11 protein-coding genes and 2 pseudogenes are annotated in these 12,279 nt (G+C 59.2%); 11 read left to right on the forward strand and 2 right to left on the reverse strand.

Annotated features, from left to right (window positions below; translation table 11 throughout):
* Positions 1-41: 41 nt before the first annotated feature.
* The 6 genes and pseudogenes from PSPA7_RS02235 (at position 42) to PSPA7_RS02255 (ending at position 5,305) form a co-directional block, all read left to right on the forward strand.
* Positions 42-647: a hypothetical protein gene (locus PSPA7_RS02235; protein WP_003156185.1), complete on the forward strand. Its 606-nt coding sequence runs from the start codon at positions 42-44 to the stop codon at positions 645-647.
* A gap of 89 nt (positions 648-736) precedes the next feature.
* Positions 737-1,612: an IS3 family transposase gene (locus tag PSPA7_RS02240; protein WP_228380086.1), complete on the forward strand. Its 876-nt coding sequence runs from the start codon at positions 737-739 to the stop codon at positions 1,610-1,612.
* Positions 1,613-1,923: 311 nt separating this feature from the next.
* Positions 1,924-2,101 (forward strand): annotated as a pseudogene (locus tag PSPA7_RS30670) (nucleoid-associated protein); the annotation flags it as partial.
* Between the two features lie 348 nt (positions 2,102-2,449).
* Positions 2,450-3,799, forward strand: coding sequence for a serine hydrolase domain-containing protein (locus PSPA7_RS02245; protein WP_012073984.1), 1,350 nt, complete (start codon positions 2,450-2,452; stop codon positions 3,797-3,799).
* A gap of 2 nt (positions 3,800-3,801) precedes the next feature.
* The gene (locus PSPA7_RS02250; RefSeq protein WP_003156166.1) at positions 3,802-4,785 is read left to right on the forward strand and encodes a helix-turn-helix domain-containing protein; all 984 of its coding nucleotides are present in this window, start codon (positions 3,802-3,804) and stop codon (positions 4,783-4,785) included.
* Between the two features lie 31 nt (positions 4,786-4,816).
* Entirely contained in the window at positions 4,817-5,305 is a 489-nt protein-coding gene (locus tag PSPA7_RS02255; protein WP_041025275.1) for a hypothetical protein, read from the forward strand.
* Between the two features lie 416 nt (positions 5,306-5,721).
* Here the strand turns inward: PSPA7_RS02255 and PSPA7_RS02260 are convergent.
* Both PSPA7_RS02260 and mtgA read right to left on the reverse strand, forming a co-directional pair.
* Positions 5,722-7,382 (reverse strand): annotated as a pseudogene (locus PSPA7_RS02260) (type VI secretion system Vgr family protein).
* A 258-nt stretch (positions 7,383-7,640) separates the two neighbouring features.
* The gene (gene mtgA / locus PSPA7_RS02265) at positions 7,641-8,372 is read right to left on the reverse strand and encodes a monofunctional biosynthetic peptidoglycan transglycosylase (protein ID WP_012073987.1); all 732 of its coding nucleotides are present in this window, start codon (positions 8,370-8,372) and stop codon (positions 7,641-7,643) included.
* 36 nt (positions 8,373-8,408) lie between these two features.
* Here mtgA and PSPA7_RS02270 point away from each other — a divergent pair, with 36 nt between their 5' ends.
* The 5 genes from PSPA7_RS02270 to PSPA7_RS02290 all read left to right on the forward strand — a co-directional run bounded on the left by PSPA7_RS02270 (position 8,409) and on the right by PSPA7_RS02290 (position 12,274).
* Complete coding sequence (locus PSPA7_RS02270; protein WP_012073988.1) at positions 8,409-8,786, forward strand: DUF423 domain-containing protein; 378 nt, start codon at positions 8,409-8,411, stop codon at positions 8,784-8,786.
* A gap of 102 nt (positions 8,787-8,888) precedes the next feature.
* Positions 8,889-9,089, forward strand: coding sequence for a sulfur carrier protein ThiS (gene thiS, locus PSPA7_RS02275; protein WP_003156175.1), 201 nt, complete (start codon positions 8,889-8,891; stop codon positions 9,087-9,089).
* A gap of 53 nt (positions 9,090-9,142) precedes the next feature.
* Positions 9,143-9,940, forward strand: coding sequence for a thiazole synthase (locus PSPA7_RS02280; RefSeq protein WP_012073989.1), 798 nt, complete (start codon positions 9,143-9,145; stop codon positions 9,938-9,940).
* Between the two features lie 153 nt (positions 9,941-10,093).
* Positions 10,094-10,765 (forward strand): tRNA (guanosine(46)-N7)-methyltransferase TrmB, encoded by a 672-nt coding sequence (gene trmB / locus PSPA7_RS02285; RefSeq protein ID WP_218035394.1) that lies wholly within the window; start codon positions 10,094-10,096, stop codon positions 10,763-10,765.
* 162 nt (positions 10,766-10,927) lie between these two features.
* On the forward strand, positions 10,928-12,274 hold the full coding sequence (locus PSPA7_RS02290) for a DUF1329 domain-containing protein (RefSeq protein WP_003114884.1): 1,347 nt from the start codon (positions 10,928-10,930) through the stop codon (positions 12,272-12,274).
* Positions 12,275-12,279: the final 5 nt, after the last annotated feature.

The following is a 12,279-nucleotide window of genomic DNA, read 5'->3' on the forward strand; positions in this document are numbered from 1 at the left end:
ACCCCGCAAGGGTGCGGTTTTTTTCTGCCCGGAGGAATCCCATGCCGCGCAATACCCGCTGGCTGTTCTACCTGTCGCTGGCGGTCCTGACCTTCGTCGTCGGCGCCTGGCTGGTCCGTACGCCGGAACCGGCGCGGCCGTTGCCGTGGCTGGCCGACTGGCGGGAGCAGGTACTGGCGCCGTTGGCGGACAACGCCCTGACCCTGCGCGAGCTGCATGACGCGGTGGATGGCGAGCTGTGGGTGGACCCGCGCCTGGATGGCGTGCGCCTGGCCTTCCGCGGCCGCCTGCTGGGCGATGGCGGCCCCTGGCAGGTGGAGGGCGAGCTGGGACTGAGCGCCGAGGAGCAACTGAGCCTGCAGCGGGCATCCGCGTTGAAGCCTGGCAGCGCGCCGCAGCCATTGAGCGCGGGGCTGGAAGGACAGTTGGGCGACAAGCCGATCGTAGCGCTGAGCATGATTCCAGACGGTCGGGTCGGCGCCGAGCGACTGCTGGCCAGCCTCGGCCAGCCGCGCCTGCGCCTGCAACTGGCCCAGGGCGAGGCCTGGGTCTATCCGCAACTGGGCCTGACCGCGCACCTGCCGGACGACGACTTGCGGTTGATGCTCGCGGTGCCGCGCCAGGCCCTGGAAAAGCCTCTCAAATAACGGAAGCTCAGCCTCCAAAACGCAAGAGGGTTCTACCCCGTTACCACGGACATTTTCGAGTAAGCTCACGCTGAGCTGAAGGAGTGTTCATGTCCAAGCGCAAGAGATACAGCCCCGAGTTCAAGCGGGAAGCCATCGAACTGGTTCGCCGTTCAGGGGCGAGCTGCCGACAGGTGGCTCTGGAGATTGGCGTTGCTCCGGACCTGCTCACGCGCTGGGTTCGAGAGGCTCAATCAGGTGTAGAAAAGGCCTTTCTCGGCACGGGAAGCCCGCGAGATGAGGAACTTGCTCGTCTCAAGCGTGAATTGGCCCGAGTGCTAAGGAGCGTGATTTTTAAGAGACGCGGCAGCGTACTTTGCCAAGGAGTCATCGAGCGGCACACGGTGATCCAGCGCTGCCGCAATGAGTACCCTGTGCGATTGATGTGCCGATGTCTGAAAGTGTCCGCCAATGGTTATTACGCTTGGCAGGATCGCGCGCCAAGCCCGCGTGCCCGCGCGAATGCGCGTCTGGTGAAGCGTATTCGTGAGATCCACGAGCACAGCCGTGGCATGATCGGAGCGCCACGTATGCATGAGGATCTGCTCGACGAAGGTGAAACCGTCAGCCCTGAACCGCGTTGCCCACCTGAAGGCAGCAGAGCGCATTCAAGGCTGGCCGCGCCGGAAGAAGTGTGCTTTGGTCGATCAGCCTCCAGCCTCCAGCCTCCAGCCTCCAGCCTCCAGCCTCCAGCCGGCGTGAGCAACTTGCTAGAGCGAGTCTTCACCGCCCTTGAGCCGGAGCGCAAATGGGTCACGGACATCACGGAGATTTCCACCTTGGAAGGCAAGCTGTTCCTGTGCGTGGTGCTCGATCTGTACAGCAAGTTGGTGATCGGTTGGTCGATGCATCATCGTCAGGATCGGCAGATGGTGATCCGAGCGGTGGAGATGGTGATCTGGCAACGCCGAGGGACTGGTCGGTAATTCTGCATTCCGATAGAGGCAGTCAGTTCACCAGTGCGGATTACCAACGCTTTCTTAATAGCAACACGCTGGTTTGCAGCATGAGTGCAGTCGGTCATTGCGGTGATAACGCGGCCTGTGAAGGCTTCTTCGGTCTGCTTAAGCGAGAGCGGGTTGCCTATCAATCGTATCGGACCCGTGATGAAGCACGGGGGATCTATTCGATTACATCGAGCGGTTTCATAACCCACGAATGCGTCGTAGAGTCGTCCGGCAAGATCTGAAGTTTTCAGCCCTTTTCAAACCGTCCGTGGAAACGGGGTAGAACCCGACTATCGCCTGAGATCCCGGCGGATAAACGCACCCTCAACCAGTTCCGCCGCATCACCGGCCGCGCCGAAGATCTGTCGATCAGCTTCGAGGCTCACCTGCTGGGGCTCCACGATCGACTTCGACGAGAATGCTGGCACGCTTACTATTCGCAGTCTGCCCACACAGTTGAGTGATTAACTCGAGCGCAGCTAGAAAATGCTCCGTCCATGTCAGGACGGGGCGACTCTTCTACGTTGGTTCAATCATTTAACTACATCCCACACATGCCGTCAGTTCATCAATTTTATGAGGAAATAAACCAAGGCAAGTATGTATTGAATAGACAGCGCACTCAATCGAATAGAATGTCCGAAAATATCCTGTATTTGTCCGAACGTACTCTAGCCAAGCAAGGGGCATACTGGTTCTATAAACATTTATACTAAAAAGTATCGTTTAAGTTAGTTAAAAATATTTAACAAGCCCTAGGTGTTATCGAAACAAAGATAGCTTATTAACTGACCATTTTGTTAACCAGTAGCCAACTTGAAAAGGATAAAAATAGCACTCGGATTTACTAGCCTAGAGAGAGGCTGCAGAGAATTTAACTTAACCCAGGTGCTGGAAATCTCCACGCTACCAGCAAGCCTAGAAAAGAAAGGACTAAATCGAATGATAAAAAAATATACAAATAAGAAAATTGTCATTGTTCTTTCGGCGGCTCTAGTAATTCTGACGGCTACCTACATTGGCAGCAAAGGCGTGAGGTTTTGGAAACTGCATACTTTGTTTAACTCGAATAAGATTAACGAAAACTTCCGATCCATGCCGGACATGTTCGAATCCTTGCCAGTCATAAAGGACAGCGAGACAAACCAATTTCAGACTGAATTAGCTAATATGCCTGTGTCATTTAGCTTTCAAGGCAGACAAATTTTATTTGACGACTGGATAAAGAGTAGCAATACCACAGGTATAATAGTATTCAGTAACGACCGTATAGCCTATGAGAGATACTTTCAAGGGAATAGCTCTCAAAGTCTTGCTATAGGATGGTCATTAAGCAAGTCCATAATGTCACTTTTAATAGGAATGGCAGTTGATGATGGATCAATTCATAGCTTGCTAGACCCTGTAAACCTCTACGCTCCACAGCTATCCACTAGCGGATACGCGGGTGTTTCTTTGAGAGATGTACTCGAGATGTCTTCAGGAATAGCTTTCAATGAAGACTACGGAGATCCGGACTCAGATATTAACCAACTGGGGAGGACCATCGCACTTGGTGGATCAGTAAACGAAACAGTCAGCTCATTGAGAAGAGGAGATGCACCAGGTAGAGTACACCACTATGTTAGCGCGGATACTCAGGTACTTGGCATGGTTCTGCTAGGTTCGACTGGTATGGGACCATCAAAGTTCATGAGTAAAAGACTGTGGTCTAAACTGGGGGCTGAGTGTAAAGGAGAATGGTTAACTGATGATAAAGGGACAGAGCTGGCTTTCGGCGGTGTAAATCTTTGCCTAAGGGACTTTGCACGTATTGGTCTACTTTATCTTCGGAACGGAAAAAGCTTGAACGGAAATCAGATCGTAAGCTCCGCGTGGGTAACAGCATCAACCAAGCCTCGAAGTGATCATTTGCGTCCTGGGCGTTTCAAAGAAAGCGGCGAGCCAAATCTTGGCTATGGGTACCAATGGTGGATTCCCGAAGGAATGGAAGGGGAGTTCTTGGCTATCGGAGTATACGGGCAATTCATATACGTCAATCCCAAAAGAGGCGTGGTCATTGCAAAGACCTCCGCCTATAGCAACTATAATGTTGACGGAATAAGCATGGAACATGAAGCCATTGCTGCATTTCGAGCCATATCTAGGACTGTTGGAGTAAAGTGAGCATGGACCTAACAACCGAACACATACTCGATTTTGAATGGAGACCACTACAGAACTATCTTCGTGACCGGGGTATACCGACACCACCCATAGAAACAAGCCAGCAACTAAGAAGTGATAGACTTTATAACTGGATAGTTAGCAAGGGGTATTCAGGCGAGGAAGGTCTGAATCTAGGCACCTACTATCATATATCTGATTACGGTGTTATTGGTTTGGCGTTGCAGTGTGCTGAGAATGTAGTGGACCTTTTGAAGGTCATTAGGGCATATGTAAAGTTGTTCAACCGTGATATAGCTGATGTTCGTGTCAATGCTGGAGAACATTACGAGGTAGAAGTCCATGTTTTGGTTAACTTTAAACCAGAGTGGACTGCCGCATCGCGTCAATTCCACGTAAACGTTATAGCTTCAGCGTCCTACAAACTTATGATGGACTTGTTGGGAACGGACTTCCCCATCAGCGCTTTGACAGTGCCGGTGTACATCTCAGATAAAACAAACTATGAACACTTTTTTTCTTTACCTGTAAGTCATGAATTGAGTGAGATAGTATTCAAATTTCCAGCTCAACAAATGAGTAAAACACTAGTAACTGCCAACCCAGCGGTGTTTCAGTCGGCTCTGGCTATGGCCAGTGAAACCTTCAATGCTTTGCTAGAAATAGAGATGGGAGGACTCCGTCAGCGAATTGAATTATTTCTTGAGTCCATACCTGATTGCTACCCTAGTTTGGTGACTACCGCAAAGCATCTACGGATGAATGAACGGACTATCAGACGGCGCCTTGCGGACGAAGGCTGTTCCTACCGCCAGATTGTAGATACGGCACGCAAATCTCGGGCAATTTCACTACTTTTGAATTCGTCAATTCCAGTAGAACGTATTAGCGATATTCTGGGATACTCAGAGCCAGCTTGCTTTAGGCACGCGTTTAGGCGTTGGACGGGGAAGTCTACTACGTCATTCAGAAACAAATCACACTAACTAGACTCTTCCCCCTGATCAAGGGCAACTTATGAACTATAATAATCGAAATAATCAGATCCAAGCCATGATAGCCGAGACACAGTTCGACGCTTACGTCTTAGGCTATATCGCAAAGGCTAGAACCAACTCAGCTCCAGATGAGTCCCTCCGTATTGAGGCCGAAGGCTCAGCAATGCTTGCTGGACTTATCAGCGACTCGTGCAGGAAGCGCCGAACCCCAACCCCCCCCTTCCCTTACTTGCTACTTCAGATCGCGCACGAAGCCTTAGATCGAACCAAGTCCAATTTGGCAAAGGCTCGTGATACATCAAGGGCTGATTCATCATGCCTAGAGATACTCAATCAGGCTGTGTGGGACACCGCTGTTGCTATGGACAACATATCTGAGTTCGTCGAGCCAGACCAAGGTAGCGTCAGTTTAATTAAAAAACTAGTTGAGTTCGCACAAAAGTCAGGCACTAAAGAAGGGCAAGCCCTTGCTTTGCAAGCACTTGCAGTTCTTGGCGTTAATTATTAAGATAATATTTAATTTTTTAATAAAATTGTCTACTGCCTCTCCGGCGATCACAGCTTTAGATGCTCCGAAATGTTGAGTTTGGCAGCCAGTCCCGTTCTTAAAGAAATTCAATCAAGACAAGAGGGTATAGACTATACTTAGTGCGTACCCCCCCCAGGGTATTCAAATACGGAATCTCGGCAACCACACAATACCTCCCTGAAAGTCTAAGTTTCTCGCCTTCGCGAGTTTGTATTACAATAATAAAAGTTCCGTCTTGATCGGTTTTTGGAGCAGATCGGTCTGATTGATCTGACATCAAGAGCTGACAATGCAGGCAGTCACTACAGTCATCAAATAGTAGTTTCCAAGATAGCTGCCCTCCAGCCTTTTTGCCACGGGCAGAGGCAGGCTGGATGGATCGAAGGGGAGGCCGATTAGCGGCTGGCTGTCCAGGACAGCGCATGGCCACTGCCACCAGGCTGCACCCTCATCGGCCCCTTCAGGGCGATGGCGATCCCCTCCAGTGTGATGCCTCCGTCGTGCAGCGTGATGGTTCCGCCGGGGCCGTACAGGCGGAAGACTTCACCAGCCTGTAGCTCGACAACGCGCGAGCGCTGGATAATTGACTTGCCCGCTTCCAACAGCGCATTGCCCTCCACCCGTTGCTCCAGGTGCCCGCCAATCTCCACCCATTGGTTGGCGGCGGTCTTGTCGCGGCGGTGGTTGCCCACCTGTTCGGTGCGGTCTTGCCGGTGGTAATGGTGTGGTTACGCTCGATGGTCAGGTAGTCGTCGCGGTCGATGTCGTGGCGCCGGTCCTGGCCAATGGTCACCTGCTCGTCGTTGCCTACCGTTTCGGTGCGGTCGTGGCCGATGTCGATGATTTCGTCGTGCTCGACCTGTTCTTTGCGGTCGTGGCCGACAAAGGTGGTCTCGTCATGGTTGACGATGTTGTTCTGGTCCTCCTGGGCGTGGATGAGGATTTCCTCCTGCCCGGCCTCGTCCTCGAAGCGCAGCTCGTTGAAGCCCTCGCCCTTGTGGGTCTGGCTCTTGAGGGGCATGCGCGTCTTGTGCCGGGGTAGCTCGTAGGGCGGGCGCTGGTTGGCATTGAAGCTCCTGCCGGTGATGACCGGTTGGTCCGGGTCGCCATCGAAGTTGGAGATGATGACTTCCTGGCCGATGCGCGGGATGGCCATGTGGCCCCAGAGCGCGCCGGCGATTTTCTGCGACACCCGTATCCAGCAGGAGCTGTGCTCGTCGTGGCGGCCTTCCCGGTCCCAGGGGAACTGCACCTTCACTCGGCCAAATTCGTCGCAGTAGATTTCCTCGCCCTCGCCCTCGCCCTCGCCCTCGCCCGCGCGCTTGGTCTGCTGGTTGTACAGCGGGTTCTTGAAGTTGTAGTCGCGCTGGGTCTGGCGCGCGGTGCGCACGTTCTCGCCGTAAGTGAAGCTGCGCAGCGCCGGGCCCGGGCGGTCGCCGCCGGCCTGCGGGTTGTACTCCACCGGCAGGCCAGGCTGTTTGCCGAAAATCCACAGGCGGTCGCAGTGGATGAGGCGGTGGCCTTCGGCGTTGTGCAGGAAGCCGTAGAAAAAGCCTTCCTCGCGCATGATGCGCTCGACGAAGTGGTAGTCGGTGCCGCCGGCCTGCACGCAGTACTCGCGCGGAGCGTGGGGGTTGGTGACCTTCTGCTCGTAGTCCAGGGTGATGGCGTGCTTCTTCAGTACGGCGGTGGCGATGTCGGGCACGGACAGGGCCTGGAAGATGCGCCAGTCCGAGGCCAGCTGCAGGCGGGCCAGGCGCGGCTCGACGATGGCGCGGTAGCGAGTGCGGCGAAAGCCGGTGTTGCCCTGCTGGAACGAGGTCACCGAGCCATGCACGTAGCGCACGGGCTGGCCGCCCTGCCAGATAGTGAGGAGCGCCGGACGGTCGAGGATCTGGCCGAAGTCGACGGCGGGGTTGGCGCAGCTGAGCTGGACATCGAGGTGGAAGGTCTCGGAGAGGCTTTCGACGAGGTGGAACTCGACGACCTCGAACGCGTCGGCGCCGGCGCCGGCGCCGGCGGTGAAGGTGAAGCGCAAATCGCATCGGATGGACATGCGGTGCTCCCTGCTGGTCCTGCTCCGCGCATGCTGGAGCGGGAACCGGGCCGTGATCCTTTCATCCTGAAACGCTCAGCGGTAACGAAGGCAGGTGCCCATAGGCATCCAAAGCCCTGATCCTGCAGCTCGGTTCAATGTTGGAATATCAGAGGAATCCTTATTTCGCAGAAGAATGGTCCGATGGCGACTATCGTGCAGGCCTTCGACGCGCCACCAAGTCCTCATCCAGGAGCGAGAGGCTGGGTCGCCGGTTAGCTAGCGCTCCAGGCGCAACAGGTAGTCTTCGCCGCCCAGCTGCCACATCTGCTGGCGAATCCAGGCCGCGCGCTGGCGCACGTAGGGTCCCGGCCTGGCCGCGCTCCATTTCAGCGGGCTGGGCAGCACCGCGGCGAGCTGGCTGGCCTGGGCGCGGCTCAGGCGTTCGGCGTCGAGGCCGAAGTGATAGCGTGCCGCAGCCTGCGCGCCGAAGACGCCCGGGCCCCATTCGGCGCTGTTCAGGTAGACCTCGAGAATCCTCTGCTTGGTCCAGAGCGTCTCGATCAGCAGGGTGAACCAGGCCTCCAGGCCCTTGCGCAACCAACTGCGCCCGGACCAGAGGAAGACATTCTTCGCTACCTGCTGGCTGAGCGTACTGGCGCCGCGAATACTGCCGCCGCGCTCGTTGTGCGCGAGCGCCTGCTGGATGGCCGGCAGGTCGAAGCCGTGGTGCTCGGCGAAGTGCTGGTCCTCGCCGGCGATCACCGCGACCTTCAGGCTGTCCGGCAACTGCTCCCAGGAGCGCCAGTCGCGTTGCAGATCGATGGGCTGGCCGTCGACCCAGGAGCCGACCTTGCGTTCGAGCATGACCATGGTCCCCGGTGGCGGCACCCAGCGTAGGACCGCGACCAGCACGACGCTGGCGGCCATGAACCAGAGCAGGTACTTGAACAGGCGACGGAGCAGGGATCGCAACATGCGTGGCTTGGCTTGGAAGAAGGGGGCGGCCATTATAACGGGCTGGATGCTATCACCGGAGTCTTGTCCATGCTTCGTCCCTTCCTGTTGTTGGCGGCATTTTTCGGTTTCACCGGCGTGGCCCTCGGGGCGTTCGCCGCCCACGGCCTGAAGAAGCAGCTCAGCGCCGAGCACCTGGCGGTATTCCAGACCGGCGTGCACTACCAGTTGATCCACGCCCTGGCGCTGTTCGGCGTGGCGCTGCTCGCCACCCGCCTGGACGGCCGCCTGGTGAGCGCGGCGGGTGGCCTGTTCACCCTGGGCATCCTGCTGTTCTCCGGCAGTCTCTACCTGCTGACCCTCAGTGGCATCGGCAAGCTCGGCATCATCACCCCGTTCGGCGGCGTCTCCTTCCTCGCCGGCTGGCTGTGCCTGGGGCTGGCCGCCTGGCGCCTGGGCAACGCCTGAGACCGGTTGCCTCGGGCGGCGCACTTGTCGACAAGGCGCCTTGGTCATCGGGGTGGATCGGGCTAGAATGCCGCTCCCTTTCACTTTCGTGACCGTTCAGCCATGCAGATTCAACTGAACGGCGAGGCCTTCGAGCTCCCCGACGCGCAGAGCGTCGCGGACCTGCTGGCCCGCCTGGAGCTTGGCGGCCGCCGCGTGGCCGTCGAGCTGAACCTGGATATCGTGCCGCGCAGCCAGCACGCCAGCACCGCGCTCAAGGATGGCGACCGCGTGGAGATCGTCCACGCCATCGGCGGCGGCTAGGCCCCGAATTTCTTCCATCGGCCCCGCAAGCCTTTCCATCCAGGAGTCATCCGATGAGCCAAGCATCCAGCACCGATACCCCCTTCGTCATCGCCGGCCGTACCTATGGCTCGCGCCTGCTGGTGGGGACCGGCAAGTACAAGGACCTCGACGAGACCCGCCGGGCCATCGAGGCCTCCGGAGCGGAGATCGTCACGGTGGCGGTGCGCCGCACCAACATCGGCCAGAACCCCGGCGAGCCGAACCTGCTGGATGTGATCCCGCCGGATCGCTACACCATCCTGCCGAACACCGCCGGCTGCTATGACGCGGTCGAGGCCGTGCGCACCTGCCGCCTGGCCCGCGAGCTGCTGGACGGGCACAACCTGGTCAAGCTGGAAGTCCTGGCCGACCAGAAGACCCTGTTCCCCAACGTCGTCGAGACCCTCAAGGCCGCCGAGCAACTGGTGAAGGACGGCTTCGACGTGATGGTGTACACCAGCGACGACCCGATCATCGCCCGCCAGCTGGCCGAGATCGGCTGCATCGCGGTGATGCCGCTGGCCGGCCTGATCGGCTCCGGCCTGGGCATCTGCAACCCCTACAACCTGCGCATCATCCTCGAGGAAGCCAAGGTCCCGGTGCTGGTCGACGCCGGCGTGGGCACCGCTTCCGATGCAGCGATCGCCATGGAGCTGGGTTGCGAGGCGGTGCTGATGAACACCGCCATCGCCCATGCCAGGGACCCGGTGATGATGGCCGAGGCCATGAAGCACGCGATCGTCGCCGGTCGTCTCGCCTACCTGGCCGGACGCATGCCGCGCAAGCTGTATGCCAGCGCCTCGTCGCCGCTGGACGGCCTGATCGACTGATACCGACTACCTGGGGCGGGCTGTCCGCCGGATGCGGGAAGCGTCCGGCAGGCAGCCCGCCCTTCTGTCTCTAGCAAGGTTTTCTTTTCCATGAGCGATACCCCGCAATCCCCGGCCCAGGACTCCCTGGCGGAACACGACGAAGCACGGCCGATGCGCACCGTGAAGAGCTTCGTGATGCGCGCCGGGCGCATGACCGAAGGCCAGCAGCGTGGCCTCGACCTGGGCTGGCCGAAGTTCGGCCTGGAACTGAGCGATGAGGTCCAGGACTTCGACGCGATCTTCGGTCGCCAGGCGCCGCGGACTTTCGAGATCGGTTTCGGCATGGGCCATTCCACCCTGGAAATGGCCGCCGCTGCGCCTGACCTCGACTTCATCGGCGTCGAGGTGCACAAGCCGGGCGTCGGCGCGCTGCTCAACGGCCTGCTGACCCAGGGCCTGGGCAACGTGCGGGTGTATAGCTGCGACGCGCTGGAAGTGCTGCGCCACTGCGTGGCCGACGCCAGCCTCGATCGGCTGCTGCTGTTCTTCCCCGATCCCTGGCACAAGAAGCGCCACCACAAGCGGCGGATCGTCCAGCCGGAATTCGCCGAACTGGTGCGGCGCAAGCTGAAGGTCGGCGGCGTGCTGCACATGGCCACCGACTGGGAGCCCTATGCCGAGCACATGCTGGACGTCATGAGCGCGGCGCCGGGCTACCGCAACCAGGCCGAAGACGGCCGCTTCGTGCCGCGCCCGCAAGAGCGTCCGGTGACCAAGTTCGAGCGGCGCGGGGAGCGCCTGGGACATGGCGTCTGGGACCTCAAGTTCGAGCGCGTCGACTGATCCACCGCACCAGCGACGTACCCCTGGCGCCGAACCGGCGCCGGGACTCCAAGCAGACCGGGAACACCCGGCGGACCTCACCTTCAAGCTGCACGTTTCCCGGCTTCGGCCGGATCCAATAATAAGAGCGGCACGGCTCGGCCGGCTGCAAAGGAGACTGCTGTGTTGAAGAAACTGGGCATCCTGTTGCTCGGCGCCGGTTGCGCCTGGGCGGCGCAGGCCAAGGTAGACGAAGTCCAGGCCGCACGCCTGGACCAGGACCTGACCCCGCTGGGGGCGGAGCGGGCCGGCAACGCCGATGGCAGCATCCCGCCCTGGACCGGCGGCATCACCCAGGCGCCGGCCGGCTACCGGCCCGGCATGCATCACCTCGACCCGTTCGCCGCCGATCGTCCGCGCCTGGTCCTCGACAGCCGCAACATGGCCGCCTACCAGGCGCTGCTGACGCCGGGCACCCAGGCCTTGCTGCAGGCCAACCCGGACTACCACCTGCGGGTCTTCCCCACCCGCCGCAGCGCATCCCTGCCGCAGCGCCTGTACGACGCTACCCGCGCCAACGCCAGCCGCGCCGAGCTGATCGCCGACGGCAACGGCGTGCAGGGCGCTGCCGCCGGCGTGCCCTTCCCCCTGCCGCAGAGCGGCCAGGAAGCGATCTGGAACCACATCATGCGCTACCGCGGCGAGCAACTGCACCTGCAGACCAACCAGGCGGCGGTGCTGGCCAACGGCAGCTACAACCTGCTCAAGCTCGACCGCTACCTGTACTTCGTCTATGGCCGCGAGGGGATGATCCCGGAGAACCTCGACAACACGTTGTTCTACTACAAGTACAAGGTGGTCGCGCCGGCGCGCCTGGCCGGTTCGGCGCTGGTGGTGCAGGAAACCCTCGACCAGGTGCTGTCGATCCGCAAGGCCTGGCGCTTCAACCGTGGCGAGCGGCGCGTGCGGCGCTTGCCGACCCTGGCCTACGACAGCCTGCAGCCGGATACCAACGGCATGGCCACGGCGGACACCGTGGATGTCTACAACGGTGCACCGGACCACTACGAGTGGGCGTTGCTCGGCAAGCGCGAGATGCTGGTGCCTTACAACAGCTACGCGGTGCACCAGAAGGGCCTCGCCTATGGCGACATCCTCAAGAGCCGCTTCATCAATCCCGACCTGCTGCGCTACGAGCTGCATCGCGTCTGGGTGGTCGAGGCGACCCTGCGCAAGGGCTTCAGCCATCCCTACGCCAAGCGCCGCTTCTACCTCGACGAAGACAGCTGGCAGATCCTCGCCGCCGACATCTACGACAAGGATGGCGTGCTGACCCGGGCCCAGGAGGTCCATCCGATCAACTACTACGATGTGCCGCTGGTCTCCAGCACCCTGGAAGCGATCTACGACTTCAAGGGCGGCCGCTACTTCGTCGATGGGCTGGACAACAACGAGCCGATGTACGACTTCGGCGTGCAGGTCGGGCCGCGCGACTTCACCCCGCAGGCGCTGCGCCGGGAGGGGAACTGAGGCGG

Origin of the sequence: Pseudomonas paraeruginosa PA7 (assembly GCF_000017205.1) — a bacterium.
GTDB lineage: Bacteria > Pseudomonadota > Gammaproteobacteria > Pseudomonadales > Pseudomonadaceae > Pseudomonas > Pseudomonas paraeruginosa.

Bases quoted from the DNA above. Each gene is read 5' to 3' on its own strand.
- thiS (WP_003156175.1), top strand. From the start codon at position 8,889: ATGCAGATTCAACTGAACGGCGAGGCCTTCGAGCTCCCCGACGCGCAG.
- PSPA7_RS02255 (WP_041025275.1), top strand. From the start codon at position 4,817: ATGAACTATAATAATCGAAATAATCAGATCCAAGCCATGATAGCCGAG.
- PSPA7_RS02240 (WP_228380086.1), top strand. From the start codon at position 737: ATGTCCAAGCGCAAGAGATACAGCCCCGAGTTCAAGCGGGAAGCCATC.
- trmB (WP_218035394.1), top strand. From the start codon at position 10,094: ATGCGCACCGTGAAGAGCTTCGTGATGCGCGCCGGGCGCATGACCGAA.
- PSPA7_RS02250 (WP_003156166.1), top strand. From the start codon at position 3,802: ATGGACCTAACAACCGAACACATACTCGATTTTGAATGGAGACCACTA.
- mtgA (WP_012073987.1), bottom strand. From the start codon at position 8,372: ATGGCCGCCCCCTTCTTCCAAGCCAAGCCACGCATGTTGCGATCCCTG.
- PSPA7_RS02270 (WP_012073988.1), top strand. From the start codon at position 8,409: ATGCTTCGTCCCTTCCTGTTGTTGGCGGCATTTTTCGGTTTCACCGGC.
- PSPA7_RS02280 (WP_012073989.1), top strand. From the start codon at position 9,143: ATGAGCCAAGCATCCAGCACCGATACCCCCTTCGTCATCGCCGGCCGT.
- PSPA7_RS02235 (WP_003156185.1), top strand. From the start codon at position 42: ATGCCGCGCAATACCCGCTGGCTGTTCTACCTGTCGCTGGCGGTCCTG.